Origin of the sequence: Lachnoclostridium phytofermentans (genome assembly GCF_000733755.1) — a bacterium.
Lineage (GTDB): Bacteria > Bacillota > Clostridia > Lachnospirales > Lachnospiraceae > Lachnoclostridium > Lachnoclostridium phytofermentans_A.
Genome location: NZ_JPOF01000003.1, coordinates 514,160 through 531,335 on the forward strand (window position 1 = coordinate 514,160; position 17,176 = coordinate 531,335).

General features: G+C 46.4%; 20 protein-coding genes and 1 pseudogene. 19 read left to right on the forward strand and 2 right to left on the reverse strand.

The window, feature by feature from the left end; genetic code table 11:
* The first annotated feature begins 90 nt into the window (after window positions 1–90).
* The 12 genes and pseudogenes from CC92_RS0107730 to CC92_RS0107795 all read left to right on the forward strand — a co-directional run bounded on the left by CC92_RS0107730 (window position 91) and on the right by CC92_RS0107795 (window position 9,113).
* Entirely contained in the window at window positions 91–303 is a 213-nt protein-coding gene (locus CC92_RS0107730) for a Maff2 family mobile element protein (protein ID WP_029503481.1), read from the forward strand.
* 11 nt (window positions 304–314) lie between these two features.
* Window positions 315–1,181, forward strand: coding sequence for a VirB6/TrbL-like conjugal transfer protein, CD1112 family (locus CC92_RS0107735; RefSeq protein WP_029503479.1), 867 nt, complete (start codon window positions 315–317; stop codon window positions 1,179–1,181).
* A gap of 48 nt (window positions 1,182–1,229) precedes the next feature.
* A complete protein-coding gene (locus CC92_RS0107740) occupies window positions 1,230–1,691 on the forward strand; it encodes a SpoVG family protein (protein ID WP_029503477.1) in 462 nt (153 codons plus the stop codon).
* A 50-nt stretch (window positions 1,692–1,741) separates the two neighbouring features.
* Entirely contained in the window at window positions 1,742–2,140 is a 399-nt protein-coding gene (locus CC92_RS0107745) for a DUF7007 domain-containing protein (protein WP_029503476.1), read from the forward strand.
* Between the two features lie 45 nt (window positions 2,141–2,185).
* A complete protein-coding gene (locus tag CC92_RS0107750; RefSeq protein WP_029503474.1) occupies window positions 2,186–2,581 on the forward strand; it encodes a PrgI family protein in 396 nt (131 codons plus the stop codon).
* The gene (locus CC92_RS0107755) at window positions 2,529–4,892 is read left to right on the forward strand and encodes a VirB4-like conjugal transfer ATPase, CD1110 family (RefSeq protein WP_029503473.1); all 2,364 of its coding nucleotides are present in this window, start codon (window positions 2,529–2,531) and stop codon (window positions 4,890–4,892) included. Before CC92_RS0107750 ends, CC92_RS0107755 begins: the two co-directional genes overlap by 53 nt.
* Window positions 4,885–6,878: pseudogene (locus tag CC92_RS23625) on the forward strand (C40 family peptidase). Before CC92_RS0107755 ends, CC92_RS23625 begins: the two are co-directional and overlap by 8 nt.
* Window positions 6,879–6,896: 18 nt before the next feature.
* Window positions 6,897–7,166, forward strand: coding sequence for a DUF4315 family protein (locus tag CC92_RS0107765; protein WP_029503472.1), 270 nt, complete (start codon window positions 6,897–6,899; stop codon window positions 7,164–7,166).
* On the forward strand, window positions 7,163–7,840 hold the full coding sequence (locus CC92_RS0107770) for a DUF4366 domain-containing protein (protein ID WP_029503471.1): 678 nt from the start codon (window positions 7,163–7,165) through the stop codon (window positions 7,838–7,840). The genes CC92_RS0107765 and CC92_RS0107770 overlap by 4 nt, the downstream gene beginning before the upstream one ends.
* Window positions 7,841–8,045: 205 nt before the next feature.
* Entirely contained in the window at window positions 8,046–8,408 is a 363-nt protein-coding gene (locus CC92_RS0107780) for a cysteine-rich VLP domain-containing protein (protein WP_029503469.1), read from the forward strand.
* A 178-nt stretch (window positions 8,409–8,586) separates the two neighbouring features.
* Complete coding sequence (locus CC92_RS0107790) at window positions 8,587–8,769, forward strand: DUF4316 domain-containing protein (RefSeq protein ID WP_029503468.1); 183 nt, start codon at window positions 8,587–8,589, stop codon at window positions 8,767–8,769.
* A complete protein-coding gene (locus CC92_RS0107795) occupies window positions 8,766–9,113 on the forward strand; it encodes a plasmid mobilization protein (protein WP_029503467.1) in 348 nt (115 codons plus the stop codon). The genes CC92_RS0107790 and CC92_RS0107795 overlap by 4 nt, the downstream gene beginning before the upstream one ends.
* Window positions 9,114–9,208: 95 nt before the next feature.
* Here CC92_RS0107795 and CC92_RS21540 read toward each other — a convergent pair whose 3' ends face one another.
* Both CC92_RS21540 and CC92_RS0107805 read right to left on the reverse strand, forming a co-directional pair.
* Entirely contained in the window at window positions 9,209–10,009 is an 801-nt protein-coding gene (locus tag CC92_RS21540) for a toll/interleukin-1 receptor domain-containing protein (protein ID WP_051650775.1), read from the reverse strand.
* A gap of 10 nt (window positions 10,010–10,019) precedes the next feature.
* Window positions 10,020–10,733 carry a hypothetical protein gene (locus tag CC92_RS0107805; protein WP_029503465.1) on the reverse strand — a complete coding sequence of 238 codons (714 nt, stop codon included), beginning with the start codon at window positions 10,731–10,733 and terminating at the stop codon, window positions 10,020–10,022.
* Window positions 10,734–11,003: 270 nt separating this feature from the next.
* On the opposite strand from CC92_RS0107805, the gene CC92_RS0107810 reads away from it, so the two are divergent.
* The 7 genes from CC92_RS0107810 to CC92_RS0107845 all read left to right on the forward strand — a co-directional run bounded on the left by CC92_RS0107810 (window position 11,004) and on the right by CC92_RS0107845 (window position 17,080).
* A complete protein-coding gene (locus tag CC92_RS0107810; RefSeq protein WP_029503463.1) occupies window positions 11,004–11,303 on the forward strand; it encodes a CD1845 family protein in 300 nt (99 codons plus the stop codon).
* Between the two features lie 80 nt (window positions 11,304–11,383).
* Window positions 11,384–12,784 (forward strand): relaxase/mobilization nuclease domain-containing protein, encoded by a 1,401-nt coding sequence (locus CC92_RS0107815; protein ID WP_029503462.1) that lies wholly within the window; start codon window positions 11,384–11,386, stop codon window positions 12,782–12,784.
* 320 nt (window positions 12,785–13,104) lie between these two features.
* Window positions 13,105–13,971, forward strand: a complete 867-nt coding sequence (locus CC92_RS0107825; protein WP_029503461.1) for an AraC family transcriptional regulator — start codon at window positions 13,105–13,107, stop codon at window positions 13,969–13,971.
* A 4-nt stretch (window positions 13,972–13,975) separates the two neighbouring features.
* Window positions 13,976–14,431 carry a GyrI-like domain-containing protein gene (locus tag CC92_RS0107830; RefSeq protein ID WP_029503460.1) on the forward strand — a complete coding sequence of 152 codons (456 nt, stop codon included), beginning with the start codon at window positions 13,976–13,978 and terminating at the stop codon, window positions 14,429–14,431.
* 1 nt (window position 14,432) lies between these two features.
* The gene (locus CC92_RS0107835; RefSeq protein WP_029503459.1) at window positions 14,433–15,383 is read left to right on the forward strand and encodes an ABC transporter ATP-binding protein; all 951 of its coding nucleotides are present in this window, start codon (window positions 14,433–14,435) and stop codon (window positions 15,381–15,383) included.
* Window positions 15,383–16,138: an ABC transporter permease gene (locus tag CC92_RS0107840; protein ID WP_029503458.1), complete on the forward strand. Its 756-nt coding sequence runs from the start codon at window positions 15,383–15,385 to the stop codon at window positions 16,136–16,138. The genes CC92_RS0107835 and CC92_RS0107840 overlap by 1 nt, the downstream gene beginning before the upstream one ends.
* Before the next feature lie 522 nt (window positions 16,139–16,660).
* Window positions 16,661–17,080 (forward strand): RNA polymerase sigma factor, encoded by a 420-nt coding sequence (locus CC92_RS0107845; RefSeq protein WP_051650774.1) that lies wholly within the window; start codon window positions 16,661–16,663, stop codon window positions 17,078–17,080.
* Window positions 17,081–17,176 lie beyond the last annotated feature (96 nt).

Consider the following 17,176-nt stretch of genomic DNA (forward strand, 5'->3'; position numbering starts at 1 on the left):
CGAGCCAATTTGACCCGAAGTGACAGCCGCCGAAAAGGGCGGTTTTTTTGTACCCAAAAACAAAATCAAAAACATGGAGGTAATCAAATTATGCAATTTTTTACGAGTGCAGTTAGTACATTACAGACCCTTGTTGTAGCTCTTGGCGCGGGCCTTGCCGTATGGGGCGTTATCAACCTTTTGGAAGGGTATGGGTCAGACAATCCGGGCGCGAAATCACAAGGGATTAAACAACTCATGGCCGGGGGCGGCGTTATCCTGCTGGGAACAACGCTTGTACCCATGCTTTCCAGCTTGTTTTAAGGTAGGCCGGTATGGATTTTCTCACCGACTGGATTAACGAATGGATAAAGGGTCTGCTGGTAGACGGTATCATGGGCAATTTAAGCGGCCTTTTCCAGAACGTGAACGACCAGATCGGAGAGATTGCAACGCAGGTGGGAACCACGCCGGGGAATTGGAACCCCGGCGTATTCTCCCTCATGCGGCAGCTTTCCGAAACGGTTGTCTTGCCGATTGCCGGACTGGTGCTTACCTTTGTCATGTGCTATGAGCTGATTCAAATGCTTATTGACCGGAATAACCTGCACGACATTGACACATGGATTTTCTTCAAGTGGATATTCAAGACCTTTGTCGCGGTACTGCTTCTTTCCAACACGTTCAATATCGTAATGGCGGTATTTGATGTTTCCCAAAGCGTTATTAACAGTGCAGGGGGCGTGATTGCAGGATATACAGGGGTAAGCCCCGATATGCTGGACAGCTTGGAAGCCCAGCTCATGACAATGGAAATCGGCCCCTTGCTTGGCCTGTGGATGCAATCTTTTCTGATAAAGATTATTGTCGTAGCAATCAACATTGTTGTGTTCGTCATTGTGTGCGGCAGAATGATTGAAATTTATTTACTCACCAGTTTAGCCCCTGTGCCGATGGCAACCTTGGTCAACAGGGAAATCGGCAGCATGGGCCAGAACTACCTGAAATCCCTGTGCGCCGTGGGCTTTCAAGGCTTGCTGATTTTGGTATGTGTGGGAATCTACGCAAAGCTGGTGCAGAGTATCGCCGTAGACGGCGACCCCATTGGAGCCATATGGACGGTTATCGGCTATACGGTTCTACTTTGCTTCACCATGTTCAAGACGGGAAGCCTTGCGAAATCTATTTTTGGAGCGCACTGATGACTTCGGGCCAACTTGGCCCGAAGTGAGAAAGGAGAATTTTTTACTATGAGCAATGAAAAAACAACGGTTCCGCAGGAAACGGAACAGGCGGCTCTGTCGCTAAAATTGGACGTTACCACCCGGCTCATTGAGCCAAAGGGCAACCTTGTAGGCTTTGCCAGTTTGAAACTGAACGACTGCTTTGTGATTGATGATTTCAAAATTTTGCAGAACGACAAGGGTATTTTTGTAGGTATGCCGAGCAAGCCGGATAAGACCAGCAAGACTGGATACCGAGATACGGCCCGCCCCATCACAAAGGAGTTTCGCGCAGAACTGACCGAAGCCGTGACAGCGGCCTACCATGCAGAGCTTGAAAAATTACAGACCCGCACCGCTGCCATTGCTTCCCCCGAAAAGCAGTCTATCCCGAAACAGCTTGCGGAGGGAACCAAACAGGCGGCACAGGAAAACGCCGCCCGGCCTGCTCCCGCAAAGGCAGGTAAAGCCAAAAATACAGAAAGGTAACAGTGCTACTTCGGGCCAACTTGACCCGAAGTGCCGGAAAGGAGGATTTTATGCTTTACCAACAGCCGGAACAGTCACCGTGGGGCAAGGTGCAGACCTGTGATGTTCTCTGCCCCGGTGTGTTTCTTGTGAGTACCGCCAGTCACGGCGGCACAATGGTTGCAAAGGATATGGCGGCGGTGCTTTCTCCTGCCGCTATCAAGTGCGGCTTCCGTCAAAGCGGTTTTCTCTGCTTTGAGGAAGATACGCAGGAAGATGTTGCCCTGCGGGAGCTTTTGGATAAAAGGCTGTGGGCGGTTCCAGACCGTATTAAGGATAAGGCCGCTTTTGAGGAAAACATCAACAAGTCACTCCGGGAACATAACCCGGACTATTGGCGGGTACGGCAGGCCGGACTGGAAAAAACTCCAGCACGGCAGACGGTTCCCGCTCACAGCGCAGAACACTGACACTTCGGGCCAACTTGGCCCGAAGTCAGAAAGGAGGATTTTTCATTGGCCTATGTAAATGTACCGAATGATTTATCAAAAATTAAAACCAAAGTGGCGTTCAACCTTACCAAACGCCAGCTACTATGCTTCGGAGCGGCGGCGGTAGTCGGGATTCCGGCCTATCTTTTTACCCGTACCGCCATTGGCAATACCGGTGCTATGCTCCTGATGATTGCCCTTATGCTCCCTTGCTTTCTCATTGCCATGTATGAGCGTGACGGACAGCCGCTGGAAAAGGTGGTGCGAAATATTGTCCGCACTAAATTTCTATGGCCCCGCACACGCCCCTATCAGACACACAATTTCTATTCCTATCTAAGCAACCACGGAAAGGAGGTTTCACCCAATGGCACAAAAAACAAAACACACGCCCGTTCCCACAAAAAGCGGAAAGCCTAAAAAACGCGGGCCGCAGTCGGCACAGCAGACCATTCCCTACAAGGAAATGCTCAAAGACGGTATCTGCAAGGTGCGGGAGGGTTACTATACCAAAACCCTTTCCTATGAGGATATTAACTACGCCGTGGCTTCCAGTGATGACCAAAGCACCATTTTTGACGGGTACTGTGGCTTTCTCAATTACTTTGACAGTGCCTTGCCCTTTCAGCTTTCCTTTATCAACCACCGCTCCCGCCCGGAGAACCGTTACAGCGTGAACATATCTCCGCAGGACGACGATTTCAACAGTATCCGGGGCGAATTTACCACTATGCTGGAAAACCAGATTGCCAAAAGCAACAACGGCATTGTTCGTTCCAAATACATCACATTCTGTATCAATGCGGACGGCATTGCGGCGGCCCGGCCCCGTTTGGAGCGAATCGAAGCGGATATTATAGGGAACTTCAAGAAGCTGGGCGTACAGTCGGCACCCCTTTCCGGGCGGGAACGATTGGAAGTTCTGCACAGCCAGCTACACCCCGGAGGACGGGAGACGTTCCACTTTTCATGGGATATGATACCCAAAACAGGCATGGGGACAAAGGACTTCATTGCGCCCACGTCCTTTGACTTTCGCCAAAGCCGCGCCTTTCGTGTGGGAACCACATGGGGCGCGGCTTTGTATATGCAGATTATGGCTTCCGAGCTTTCCGACAAGCTGTTAGCGGAGCTTTTGGAGGTGGACGCGGAAATGACCATCACCCTGCATATCCAGACGGTAGACCAGACCAAAGCGGTGAAAACGGTCAAGGCCAAACTGACCGACATAGACCGTATGAAAATGGACGAGCAGAAAAAAGCTGCCCGGGCCGGATATGACATAGATATTCTGCCCCCGGATTTGCTCACTTACAGCAAGGACGCGGCGGCACTCTTGGCAGATTTACAGAGCCGCAACGAGCGAATGTTTCTTCTCACATTCCTTGTGGTAAATACAGCCCCCACCCGCCAGCAGTTGGAAAACGACATTTTCACGGTGTCGGGCATTACGCAGAAATACAACTGCTTTTTGAAGCGGCTGGACTTTCAGCAGGAACAGGGCTTTATGTCATCGCTCCCTCTTGGGTATAACGGAATCGAGATACAGCGGGGTATGACAACAAGCTCTACGGCGATTTTCGTTCCCTTTATGACACAGGAGCTACGAATGGACGGGCAGGCATTGTACTACGGCATGAACGCCCTCTCCCATAATGTTATCATGGCAGACCGCAAAAAGCTGAAATCCGCCAACGGCCTGTATCTTGGCAGTACCGGCTCCGGCAAGAGCTTCGCCGCAAAGCGTGAGTTAATCAACGTATTCCTTGCCACCAAAGACCGAATTATCGTGGTAGACCCAATGGGCGAATACGCTCCGTTAGTCAGGCGGCTTGGCGGGGAGGTCATAGAAATATCGCCAAACAGTTCCCATCACATCAACCCAATGGACTTAAAACTGAATTTAGCCGGAGAGGACAGCCCGCTTTCGATGAAAGCGGATTTTTTATTGTCCTTATGCGAACTGATTATCGGCGGCAAGGAGGGATTACAGCCTATTGAAAAAACCGTGATTGACCGTTGTGTGCGGCTGGTGTACCGGGAGCTTGCCCTTGGTATCGGGGACAGAAAAATGCCGCTTCTGCAAGATTTATATGAAACCCTGTGCCAACAGCCGGAACCGGAAGCCAGACGGATTGCAACCGCCTTGGAGCTTTACTGCACCGGCTCCCTCAATATGTTCAACCACCCAACCAACGTGCAGACCGACAGCCGCATTACCTGTGTCGTGCTGAAAAGCATGGGCGAAAACCTAAGAAAAATCGCTATGCACATCACAAACGAGCTGGTGACACAGGCGGTAGTCGAGAACTTTTCCAGAAGCCTTGCGACGTGGTGTTATTATGACGAATTTCATATTTTGTTGCAGGACGCACTTTCTGCCAGCTACTTTGTCCGCGTGTGGAAAATGCTTCGTAAAAAGGGCTGTGTACCGAGTGCCCTCACGCAGAATGTGAAAGACCTTTTAGCCAGCCGGGAAATCGAAAACATCTTGGAAAACAGCGACTTTATGATACTGCTGTCACAGGCGCAGGGCGACCGCGCAATACTTGCCGAACAGCTTGGCATATCGGAACATCAGCTTTCGTATATCGCCCACAGCAATTCCGGGGAGGGGCTTTTGTTCTTCGGCAATACCACTATTCCCTTTGTAGACCGATTCCCCCGTGGTGAGATTTACAATCTGCTGACTACCCGCCCAGAGGACATAAGGGAGGCCCAAAATGCGTGACACGGGCAGGCCGGGTCGCTTGCGGTTTAAGCCGGAAGGACAGGCGTCAACTTCGGGTCAACTTGGCCCGAAGTCAAAAAAGCGGGCTACACCGAAAAAGGGCGGCTCCCGCAATATGACACCGCCGGACGCTTCCCCTCCTGTTAGAAAAAGTGATAACCCGGTTTCGCCTGACACGGTAAATACGAAGCTACGGTTTGAAGAAGCTGCCGCCCCGGACACCGCTACCCTGCCTAAATCTTCTGACCCTGCCACTTCGGGCCAACTTGGCTCGAAGTCGGGAAAGCTCCGGCAGAATAGCAAGAAGCCCCGACCATCAGAACGCCTGCGGCGTGACGGAGATCCACCGCCCGGTGATGAAACCACCGCAAACAGTGCGGATTACCGTGATGGCTCTACCAACAAAAAGGCGGCGCAGGACGGCAAGCGTATGGAGAAATCAAAGCTCCGTATGGAAAAAAGCGGCGAAAAGCTGAATACTGCCCGTGAGAAATTAGCAGGCCAGAAACCACAGAAAAAGCACGGCCCGGTAAAAACCATCAGCCATGCCGCCGGGTGTCAGTCATGGCGGTATGTGCATGGGAAAATTCATCAGGTGGAGCATGAAAACGTGGGAACGGAAGCCGCCCACAAAACGGAGCTTGCCGGGGAACACCTTGTCCGGGGCGGTACACGCTTTATTAAACACCGTATCCGCACCCGTTCCGTCCGGCAGGTCCGCAAATGGGAAAACAGGCATATCAGCGCAAGAGCCGATTACACCTATCGCCAGCTTGTGCGGGAAAATCCGGGCTTGCAAAGCAACCCGGTTTCCCGGTTCTGGCAGAAGCAACAGTTAAAAAAGCAATACCGAAAGCAAGCAAAGGAAGCCGCAAAGCAGGGCAAAAAAGCGGTGCGGTTCACAGAAAAAGCAGCCCGGACGGTTACGGCCTTTGTAAAGCGCAATCCAAAGGTTTTACTGCTTGGGCTGGTACTGTTCCTGCTGATTGTGGTTCTGCAATCCTGCATGGCGGGAATCACCACCATTGGCAACGGCCTGATTAGCGTGGTAGGCGGTACTTCCTACGGTTCGTCGGACAGTGATATTGAAGCCGTGGAAGAAAGTTATACCGCACTGGAAAAGGATTTGCGGGAACGGCTCTCCCGGATAGAAAGCGATTATCCAAACTATGACGAGTACCGCTATTTGGTGGACGAAATCGGACATGACCCCTTTGAGCTGGCTTCCTACCTGACTACCAAATACGGCGGCTACACTCCGGCACAGGTACAGGCAGAACTGCAAGCCCTGTTCGGACATCAGTATACCCTGACCATAACGGAAATGGTGGAGGTACGCTACCGCACAGAAACCGACACTTGGACGGACGAGAACGGCGAAACCCATACCGACACCTACGAGGTTCCCTATGATTACTATATCCTCAGCGTATCTTTGAAAAACAAGTCATTGGGAGCCGTGGCTCTTGCCCATCTCGACCCGCAACAGACGGAACGCTATGCCATTTACCAAAAGACCAAAGGCAACCGCCCGTATCTGTTTGAGGGAAACATTTATGCCCATGCCGGGGAATACACCGATTACGACATACCGCCACAGGCTCTGGCTGACCCGGAATTTGCCGCCATGATTGCCGAAGCGGAGAAATATTTAGGCTACCCTTATGTTTGGGGAGGTTCTTCTCCCTCCACTTCCTTTGATTGTTCGGGTTTTGTCTGCTGGGTCATCAATCAGTCAGGCGTGGGAAGCGTGGGACGGACTACCGCAACAGGGCTTTTCAATTCCTGTTCTCATATTCCACCGGACGAAGCACAGCCCGGCGACCTAATTTTTTTCAAGGCACTTACGATACTTCCGGCGCAAGCCATGTGGGAATTTACGTTGGAAACGGAATGATGATCCATTGCGGATCGCCCATACAGTACACTTCTATCAATACAACCTACTGGCAAAGTCATTTTTTAGGCTATGGGCGTTTGCCATAACAAAAAAGGAGGTAACTTTTGAACGCAAAAATTGAACGTGTCTGCAAGGACATACAGAAAACAAAGGAAAAAATCAATGAGTTTCAAACAAAGCTGCGGGAGCTGGAAAAGCAGAAAACCGAGCTGGAAAATCTGGAAATCGTGGACGCGGTGCGCGGCATGGATATTTCCCTAACCGACCTTGCCGACCTGCTGAAAACGGCAAAGACAGACGGTGCAACTTCGGGCCAACTTGGCCCGAAGTCCGCAGTAGCCGTTCAAACTGAAAAGGAGGAAATCGAAGAATGAAGAAATTTCGTATGATGGCGGCGCTGTGCGCCGTTTTTTTAATGGCATTTTCCTTTAGCACCGTGGCCTATGCCAGCGGAGGTGAGGAAACCCCGGAAGTAACGGAAGCTCCTGCTACTTCTGAAACAAGCAGCGCCCCCAATCCCTTTACCCCTGCCGGGACGGGAACGGTAGTCAATACTGCCACGGACGAGGACGGCAAACAATTCTACACCATTACTACCCCGGACGAAAATGTATTTTACCTTGTGATTGACCTTCAGCGGGAAACGGACAATGTGTATTTTCTGAACGCCGTGACAGAAAAAGACCTGCTGGCTCTTGCGGAAAAATCCAAGGATACCGAGGAAAATGAAACCGCCGCTATTTCTACTCCCGAACCGGAAAGCGGTTCTGAAACAGACATAAGCCCCGAAACTTCTTTAGAAACCTCTGCGGAATCGGAGCAAAAAAGCAATACTACCATGCTCCTGCTGGTGCTGGCGGTTGTAGTGATTGGCGGCGGAGCCGGATATTACTTTAAGATTTATCGTACGAAGCAGGAACAGGCCGCTTTGGCAGAGGACGAATTTGACGAATACGAAACCAATCCTTACGACGAGCAGGAGGACGATACCCCTCCGTGGGAAGTGGATGGGGAGGATTCGGATACCGGGGAGGACGAGGACGCATGAACTTTACCAACAGCCCCTATGAAAAAATGATGAAAGAAAAGCCCCGTCCCTGTCGCCCGGTTCCACCGCGCAAGCCGCCGAAAGGCTCCCCTTGCCGGGATTGCAGTTATTGGAACGACTCTGTCTGCGTGGGCGTTAGCTACCGGGATTTGATTTTGCCGCAAAGGGAGGGAACTTCGGGCCAACTTGTCCCGAAGTCAGACGTATGAGTGCTGAACCCCGCGAACTGACCCACCGGGAACGCGCCGCAATCCGCAGGTTGGTAACAGGGATGTGTGCCAACTATGACCCGGAATATGGCTGTCTGCCCCTTGATTACGGCGGCTGCTATATGCTGGATAAATGCTGGACAGGCGCATACTGCAAGTATTTTCAAAAGGCCGTACTTCCTTTTGATCTGGTGCTGGAAGCTACGCTGACAGGCCAGAAAGTTCCTGAACTGGACAACTGCGTTATTTGCGGTAAGCTGTTTATCCCAGTGGGAAAACAAGCGTATTGTTCATCAGCCTGTGCCGATACCGCCCGGCGCAAGCGACAACGGGAATATATGAGGAAAAAGCGGGGCTGACTGTTAGCTTTTAGAGGTCAGCAAATCCGCTTATTATGGGGCTTCCCATAGCTGAAACCGGGGTGGGACGTACTTTTATATTGCTCGCCCCGGCAAAAGCTAACATTTCCCTTAATGAAGAAGAAACACACACTTCGGGCCAACTTGGCCCGAAGTCACAAAAAGGAGGTTTTTTAGAATGGAAAAGGAGAACTATTTGAAAAATGCAGAGCTTTCCACGGAACAGAATTACAACATGATTGATGGGATTCCAAATAATGCCCCTCTGCCTGTTGTGCAGGCCGTGCCGGAAGAAAGACCGAAAGACCGGGTAAAGGAGCCGCCGGCAAAACGCAGGAGTCGGGAACGGGAAGAACGGTGAGCCGACCTAAACGCAAGCGGGGCGTTCCCCTTTATGTTTGGGTGAGTGAGGATGAATACGCCGCCATTGGGGAACGTATGGCGCAGGCTGGAACGCAGAATTTAAGCGCCTATATTCGCAAAATGGCACTCAACGGCTATGTGCTGAATGTTGACCTTGCTCCCGTCCGGGAATTGGTTTCCCTGCAACGCAGATGCGCTAACAATCTGAATCAGGTTGCGATTCACGCCAATACCTACGGCGTTTATCCGTCCGAGATTGCCGCCCTGCAAAAAGATTATACCGAGTTATGGGGCCGGGTTTCAGAGGTACTCAAACAGCTTACGGCGATAGTGGAGCTATAAAGAAAGCGGGGAGCGTTGGCACAATGCCGCCGCTCCCCGCTTTCTTTAACAAGTACAACATTATTTGTTATCAAATGACGATTTTTCGCCTATTTCTAGTTACCTTGTTTAAGTCTCTTTATCAGTACCCTCGCAAATAATAGTGCAACGTCTTTTTCCTCTCCGCTTTTATATTCAATCATCTTTATATTCTCTAAAAACGGGTATTTAGATATGACTGTATTCACATCAATATTTAATAATAATGGCAATATGGTTTTGCGATTCTCCAACTCTTGTCTCTCTGCCAACTTATGTAATTCTTTTTCACACCAAGGTCTGTCAAAAAAATGTTTAGAGAGTACGACTATTCCGAATTCACAGTTTTTCAATCCATCATCAATCCGGTCTGAAAGACTATCGCCCCATTCAATAGAATCTGAATCATACCATACATCTACACCCATAGACATTATTCCGTTTCTTAAATCATTAACAGATTCAAGTTTATCCTGCGTTGCATGAGAAATGAAAACATCATATTTTTTTAACATTGGAGTGCGAAATGCCAAACTGTTTTCTTCAACTCTCGCCGTTAAGTACGAAAATTTATCCAGTATTGTTTTAACTTTTATATACTGCTCATCCTTAATCATGTCTGATGAAAGATCTTGCTTTACTATTTCATAATGTTCTACCAAATCATAGGATAGCTGAATAATCAATGAAGTACTGGCTTCGTCAATAAAGCTTTCAAGGGAACGACCTTTTGACAACTTATATTTTTCGCAGATTTTAATGCCGACACTTTGATATGTAAATGAATCAAATGAAGAGGTGGAAAAATTTAGTACATACCCTCCGGTGTTAAAAAATCTCTTTAATATGTATTTCTCCTTATTATCAAGTAAAAGCATTTTTGTCTCCTTAATAATCACCATATTCCTGTTGCATTTCGTATTTCCATTCCAGAATCTGATCAACTTGAAAGTCTATAAAGCCAGTACAAGAATCTAAAATATGAAAAACACGAATAACCCATTGCCTAAATACGTCCAAATCAATAGTAACATTGTCTTTTTCCTTAACATAAAAATGTTGTTCACCTTTAGATGTTACAGGATATCTTGCAAAAGTCATGTCATCCGTATTTGCATATAAGATATCAATAAATCTTTTTATGAAAGTAAGCTCCACAAGTAAATCTTTGTCATTATTATCCTTTACTAAACTGATTGCCACTTGACAAAGTTGGCGTATATCGTGTTTTCCTTCAATTTTGGTAGCTTGATATTCGTCTCTTTGTAATTTAGCCAGTATTCTATATTGAGAATTAAATCCTTTTAGATAGACTTCTATACCATGAACAACGTTGAACATAATTGGAAAAATCCAGATATCGGCCTTATGCCCAAGATTGTCGGATAAGCAGTTTTCTATTAATGAAAGGGAGGTTTCAAAATAACCTTTTGCCATATCGTAAAATTGGTTTTCTAAGTCACGATTAAACTCAAAGCGCCAATTTAAATATGCCGTTCTCTGCATATCTCCTGAAAAATCAAAATAGTTCGGCAAACTATTCATTAATTTACTGGTTTCAATGTCACTTAAATCATCTGTTATATATCTCTGTTCTTCCATGCAAAATTACCTCTTAGTTTTGTAGCCGATAAAACATGGAAATGTGTAGAAAGGAACACCATAACTCATATTTAATCGACATTAATTTACTTCACAATTTATAATAATTATACAGTATTTTCCTCAAAAGGACAAGAACTTCGGGCCAACTTGTCCCGAAGTCCCTGGACAAGATCGGTGCGGCCTCGACAACATTGTTGCGCCCTACTCAAAATGGTAAAATATAGGTAGGATACAACAAGAAAGCCACCCAATGAAAGGAGAATTTTTATGAAGTTTATCAAGCTGATATTTAAGATTATCGCCGCACCGTTTGTGGTTTTGCTGACGATAGTAACACCCATGATTGAATTTGTGTTCTGCTATGCAGCCGCTTTCTTACAGGTAGTTTCTGGGATAGGCGTTCTTATCAGTATTGCCCTGCTGATAAGTGGTGAAAAGCTGGGCTTCGGTGTGTTCCTGTTCCTGTCGTTTTTGATTTCTCCCCTTGGGATTCCCGCCATTGCGGAACACCTGATTGGTGGTCTGCACAGCCTGAATAATTCGCTTCGCTTTTTCATTGTCAGCTAATAGCCGTATAACAGAATTGCCGGGCAACTTCGGGGCAACTTGGCCCGAAGTTGTTTTTTCGAGGAAAGGAGGAAACGGACATGGCAACCACCCGCCTTATGACCCGTCACACGGGAAGTGGCATGACCATTATGGAAACCTTAAAGGACGGTTTTGACTACGGTAAAAATCCAGATAAGACCTGCAACGGCAATTTAATTCTTGCTTATGAATGTGATCCCACCACCGCTGACGCAGAGTTTTTACTCTCCAAAGCAAAGTACAAAGCTATCACAGGCCGGGAGCAAAAACGGGAAAATGATGTTCTGTATTATCAAATTCGGCAGTCGTTCCCGTCCGGCGAAACAGACCCGGAAACTGCTCTTAAAATCAGCTATGACCTTGCCATGCGCTGGACGAAAGGCCGACACGCCTTTTTCGTGGTTTCCCATGCTGACCGTCCCCACCCTCATTGCCATATTTACTACAATTCTACTTCGCTGGACTGCACCCGGAAGTTCCGGGATTTTATCGGTTCAGCCCGTGCGGTGCGGCGGCTCTCTGACCGGATATGCCTTGAAAACGGACTGTCTGTTATCACCAATCCCAAACGCCACAGCAAGAGTAAATTCAAACACTACGGGGAATGGTTGGGCGGTCACAAGCCGCCCACCTTTCAAGAGAAATTAAAGGCGCAGATTGATATTTGCCTTGCAATGAAGCCGTCGGATATGGACACTTTTTTACAGACAATGGCGGCGGCTGGTTATGAAATCAAGCATGGGCGTGGCGGTACAATCAGCTTCCGGGCAGAGGGACAGGAACGCTTTACTCGGCTCCATGCTTCTACGCTTGGCAAGGGCTACGGGCAAGAGGATGTACAAGCGGCGATTGAGGGCAAAGCTGCTCCGCAGGAACGGCGAAAGGTCAATCTGATTGTGGATATTCAAGCCCGTATGAAAGCCGGAAAAGGCCCAGCCTATGAACGCTGGGCAAAGGTATTCAACCTCAAGCAGATGGCGGCAGCCTTACAATATTTGCAGGAAAATGGCCTGCTGGAATATGCAGAGTTAGAACAAAAGACCACAGAGCTTACTGACCATTTCCATACGCTTTCAGACAGCATAAAAGCCACCGAAGCCGCTCTGCGTATCAATACAGAGCTAAAGGCGGCGGTGGTGGATTATGCGAAAGCCCGACCTGTGTTTGAGGGGTACAAGGCGGCGAAGTACAGCAAAAAATATCTTGCGGAGCATGAAGTGGATATTGCCGCCTACCGAGCGGCGCAGGACACGTTCCGGCGGTTGCTGTCCGGGGCGAAGCTCCCCAAAATGGATACGCTGAAAGCAGAATTTCAGCGGTTGTCGGCTGACAAGAAAACGGCTTATCGGGAGTATCGGGAAACCAAAAAGGATATGCAGGAAATTGTTACAGTGAAAAGCAATATAGACCATCTGCTCGGCCTGACGGACGCGCAGAAAAATAAGGAAATGGAGCGATAGCGAACATGACGCAACATGAGGTGCAACGCACCGACTTCGGGCCAAGTTGGCCCGAAGTCGCAGGGTTTGGGGAAGGCACTCCCCAACAAGCAATTTTTGAGTTTTCCCGCAAGGGAAAATCTCAAAAATGTGCAAGTGTCAATACACTTGCCCTGCTTGCCGGTTAGCGGAAACCCTGCCTTATATGAGAATCCTATTTTTGTTTTCTGTAACCTTGATAACAAATTTTTATTGCGCTAAAGTTAAGTTTACAAAAGAGGACAGTAAAAGCGAGGAATAAATTTACTATTTACAGTATGATTTAGTCAGGAGGTAAAGAAATGGAATGGTTGAAAAATCTGAGCAATGCCATTGATTATATTGAAAAGAATTTAGATGGCGAGATTTGTTACGAAGAAGCCGCTAAAATTGCATGTTGTTCCACCTACTATTTTCAACGAATGTTTTCATATGTAGCGGGTATAACCTTATCCGAATATATTCGCCGCCGGAGAATGACACAGGCTGCTTTTGAAATACAAACAACAGATACAAAGGTTTTGGAGGTTGCATTAAAATATGGCTATACTTCTCCAACTTCTTTTAACCGGGCATTTCAAAATGTGCATGGAATATCCCCCATTTTCGCAAAGGCAAAAGGAAGTATATTAAATGCATACCCACCTATCAAATTTTCAGTCAATATAATAGGAGGTAATGTCATGCCCTACCGGGTCGAAGAAAAAGAAGCTATGAGAATTGTAGGTATCCGTATTCCATTGACAATGGATATGGAAGAAAACAAAAGAAATGTTCCGCCTTTCTGGGAAAGCACATTGAAAAGCAAGCAGTTTGCAAAAATCTGCAACTTGTCAAACAGGCTTCCCATGAGTGTTTTAGGAGCCACAGTTTGCAAAAATGATGATGAAATATATTATTACATTGCGGCGGCAACTGACCAGCCTGTACCAGACGGAATGTTTGAATATGAAATTCCAAATGCTACATGGGTTGTATTTGAAAGTAACGGATTCTTTAAAGAATCCGTACAGGATATTTTCAAGAGATTTTTAACAGAATGGCTTCCTTTTTCGGGATATGCTTATGCGGAACTGCCGGATATAGAAGTCTATCCGATCAGCAAGGAATTAAACCGTTCAGGGCATTCCGAAGTATGGATTGCAATAAAAAAAGAAAAGGAGAATTAAACTTATGGAATGTCAAATTGAAATTAGGAATATTGAACCAATTCGTGTTGCTTTCCTGCATTATAAAGGAGTTGCAACAGAAGCAAACAAGTTTTTCCCTAATGTTTTCAAGTCCATTCAGGGTAAAGCAAATGGTGCGCCGTTTTTCTGTTACTATGTTATGAATCCAGAAACCAAAATGGGCGAAATGGACTTATGCGTACCAACAGAACAAAATCCTTTGGGAAATGGAATTGAAATAAAAGAAATACCTGCTATTAAGGCAGTCTGTGCAACACATACCGGTTCTTATGAAACTTTACATCAGACTTATGAAGCAATCGACCAATATGCCGCAGAGCATAATTTACATTTGCAACCACCATTTCGTGAGGTTTATATTAAGGGGCCGGGACTGTTATTGAAAGGAAAGCCAGATAAATATATCACCGAGATTCTGTTCCCAATCAGGGAGGACTAAAATGACTGCTATTTGCGTAAATGAGTTAGTTAAAAAATATAAAAGCGGAGTACAGGCGTTAGATGGCCTTACTTTGACGGTAAAAGAAGGCGAAATATTTTCTCTCTTGGGACAGAATGGAGCAGGAAAATCTACACTTATTAATGTGTTGACAACTTACCTGAGTCCTACTTCTGGCAACGTAACAATGTTTGGAAAAGACGCTTATCGTGAAGCGGCTGAAATCCGTTCAAAAATTTCTTGTGTGGCACAAAGAACTTCTATTGATACGCACTTATCACTCACAGAGAACATGATGTTTCAAAGCAAGCTATATAAAGTGCCAAAGTCAGAAGCTATAAAGCGTATGGAAATGCTAATTTCCTGTTTTGGATTAGAGAAGTATTTGAAATACCCGGTTTTTTCCTACTCCGGTGGAGTAAAAAGGCGGCTTGATATAGCACTAAATCTAATGTCCAATCCCAAAGTGTTATTTTTAGATGAACCAACCGTTGGAATGGATATTCAATCTCGAATGGCAATGTGGGATATGGTAAAAAAGATTAGAAACGATTTTGGGACTACTATTTTTTTAACAACGCATTATTTGGAAGAAGCCGACGAGTTGAGTGATACAATCTGCATTATGAAAAATGGAAAAGAAGTCATTCAAGGTTCTCCAAATTCTCTCCGGGCATACCTGCGGCAGGATATGCTGAAAATCAGCTTTTCAGAAAAGAAAGAGGCTGAAAAATGTTTTGATACCCTAAAGGGAACCATTGCTCTCAAAGAGTCCGATTTACGCCATGATAAAATCATTACCAGCTTAAAAAGCGGACGAAGTGATTTAGAAAAAACAACCCGCCTACTGTTGGAGCATAGTCTTCCGTTCTTGGGAATCGAAATTATACAGCCCACATTAGAAGATGTTTTCATCAGCCTGACCAGTGACAATGGAAAGGAGGCCAGCTAATGGATATTCTAACCTTGTTACACCGCAATATAAAATGGCGTTTTCATAATGCTTTTACTATCGTGATTACCATTTTACAGCCTATGCTATGGCTTGTTTTGTATAGTGCTGTTGCAGGACAATCCATGAAAGGGATTGGAATTGCAAATTATACGGCTTTTGTTCTTCCCGGACTGATTGTGTTGGTTAGTTTCGGAGCGTGTAGCAGCAGCGGCATTATGAATTATTTGATGAAAGCAGATGGGAGCTTTTACCGGATACTGATTGCCCCTTTCAAAAGGAGTTCTATTGTGCTGGGGCAGGTATTAGAAGCAGTCGTATGTACTTTCATTGAAGTTATTATCATGTGCATAGTCAGTTTGTTTTTTTCGGTAAACATTGCGACTGGATTCAAAGGTATACTCTTGATAGCTCTCTTAGTATTTTTAACTGCTTTTTTTATTTCAGGACTTACTTATGCCATTAGCCTTTGTCTGCCAAATGAAGTCATGTATGAAACGGTAATGAACGCAATTGTTCTTCCCATCTTTTTTCTAAGTACCGCATTGTTTCCGGCAGATGGATTGTCCGGGGGATTGAAAATTACAGTCAATTTAAATCCATTTACACACGTTATAAATGTTTTGCGTGACTTGATTTTACAGGGCGATATTGTTTTCCAGGATGTCAGCTTTGTTATTCTTCTGCTTATAGGTATGTGCGGCATCAGTTTTTCATGGGCTTTTCACAGATTGAAAAAAGAAACTGCTTTGTAGAAACACATAAGAAATGCCGCTCAACGGTAATAAAAAAAACCGTTGTTTGAGCGGCGAGGTTGTTATGCGCCAAACAGAATATTATAGCCTAACAGCGGTTTTGAAATAACATTCAAGACCGCTGTATTCTACTTTCTTATGAGCTTTCGGAGAGCATAATCAGTACGTCCTTTAAATGCGGCTTTGAGAATGGAGGTTTTCCGTGGATACAAAGCCGTTGATTTATGTATGGGAGGAACCGTTGCCTTACTGTAACGGTTTGGCTTAGCTGAATTTCCAACCATTCAAAATATTAAAAAGTCTATAAAAAATACAGGTCACTTCTGCGCCCAATTTTCATACGACACCATTCGAGTAATTTCTCGGATCGGTGTTTTTTTGTGCTTCGGGCCAACTTGGCCCGAAGTCCGGGCAGGCCCGCCAAAGCATAGCGGCCCCGGTTGTCGTTCCCCGCCCCTCTCCATTCATCAGTCCGTAAACTCTGCGGAGCAATCCGCAAACATGATGAATGGAGGAATAACAATGGACAAGCCATTAGTAACGATAAAATATAAGACCGCCAATGGGAGTGAAATTTGTGTTGAGGTTTCAACTCCGGTTAAGGAACTGCTGGAACAGTCCACCCGGCAAATTCAATCCCAAAGGCGGCAAGACAGGCGGTATCTTGATTATACGGACTTCACAGACGGTTTGACCGACGCAGCTATGAGGTATCCAGACCAAAACAATCCCGCCGACCTTGTGATAAGAATGGAAAGTTATAAACGGCTCCATCTTGCTATGAACCAACTTCCCGAAGCACAGCGCAGGAGGTTACATCTACATTTTGTAAACGATCTGACACACCGCCAGATTGCCGAAATGGAGGGCGTGAACCGGGCAACCATAAGTCATTCGATTGACCGTGCCCTCAAACAGCTTCATAAGCTCCTTGTCGATTAGCAATACTGTACTTACCGGGCGGCTCCGTCTTTTGGCGGAGCCGTTTCCTGTTTCAAGATAAGTGTAACAAAAATTCATATAGTACGCAAGTGCGTA

Excerpts from the sequence above, each read along its gene's own strand:
- CC92_RS0107730 (WP_029503481.1), top strand. The coding sequence starts at position 91 with ATGCAATTTTTTACGAGTGCAGTTAGTACATTACAGACCCTTGTTGTA.
- CC92_RS0107735 (WP_029503479.1), top strand. The coding sequence starts at position 315 with ATGGATTTTCTCACCGACTGGATTAACGAATGGATAAAGGGTCTGCTG.
- CC92_RS0107740 (WP_029503477.1), top strand. The coding sequence starts at position 1,230 with ATGAGCAATGAAAAAACAACGGTTCCGCAGGAAACGGAACAGGCGGCT.
- CC92_RS0107745 (WP_029503476.1), top strand. The coding sequence starts at position 1,742 with ATGCTTTACCAACAGCCGGAACAGTCACCGTGGGGCAAGGTGCAGACC.
- CC92_RS0107755 (WP_029503473.1), top strand. The coding sequence starts at position 2,529 with ATGGCACAAAAAACAAAACACACGCCCGTTCCCACAAAAAGCGGAAAG.
- CC92_RS0107770 (WP_029503471.1), top strand. The coding sequence starts at position 7,163 with ATGAAGAAATTTCGTATGATGGCGGCGCTGTGCGCCGTTTTTTTAATG.
- CC92_RS0107780 (WP_029503469.1), top strand. The coding sequence starts at position 8,046 with ATGAGTGCTGAACCCCGCGAACTGACCCACCGGGAACGCGCCGCAATC.
- CC92_RS0107790 (WP_029503468.1), top strand. The coding sequence starts at position 8,587 with ATGGAAAAGGAGAACTATTTGAAAAATGCAGAGCTTTCCACGGAACAG.
- CC92_RS21540 (WP_051650775.1), bottom strand. The coding sequence starts at position 10,009 with ATGCTTTTACTTGATAATAAGGAGAAATACATATTAAAGAGATTTTTT.
- CC92_RS0107805 (WP_029503465.1), bottom strand. The coding sequence starts at position 10,733 with ATGGAAGAACAGAGATATATAACAGATGATTTAAGTGACATTGAAACC.
- CC92_RS0107810 (WP_029503463.1), top strand. The coding sequence starts at position 11,004 with ATGAAGTTTATCAAGCTGATATTTAAGATTATCGCCGCACCGTTTGTG.
- CC92_RS0107815 (WP_029503462.1), top strand. The coding sequence starts at position 11,384 with ATGGCAACCACCCGCCTTATGACCCGTCACACGGGAAGTGGCATGACC.
- CC92_RS0107825 (WP_029503461.1), top strand. The coding sequence starts at position 13,105 with ATGGAATGGTTGAAAAATCTGAGCAATGCCATTGATTATATTGAAAAG.
- CC92_RS0107830 (WP_029503460.1), top strand. The coding sequence starts at position 13,976 with ATGGAATGTCAAATTGAAATTAGGAATATTGAACCAATTCGTGTTGCT.
- CC92_RS0107835 (WP_029503459.1), top strand. The coding sequence starts at position 14,433 with ATGACTGCTATTTGCGTAAATGAGTTAGTTAAAAAATATAAAAGCGGA.
- CC92_RS0107840 (WP_029503458.1), top strand. The coding sequence starts at position 15,383 with ATGGATATTCTAACCTTGTTACACCGCAATATAAAATGGCGTTTTCAT.
- CC92_RS0107845 (WP_051650774.1), top strand. The coding sequence starts at position 16,661 with ATGGACAAGCCATTAGTAACGATAAAATATAAGACCGCCAATGGGAGT.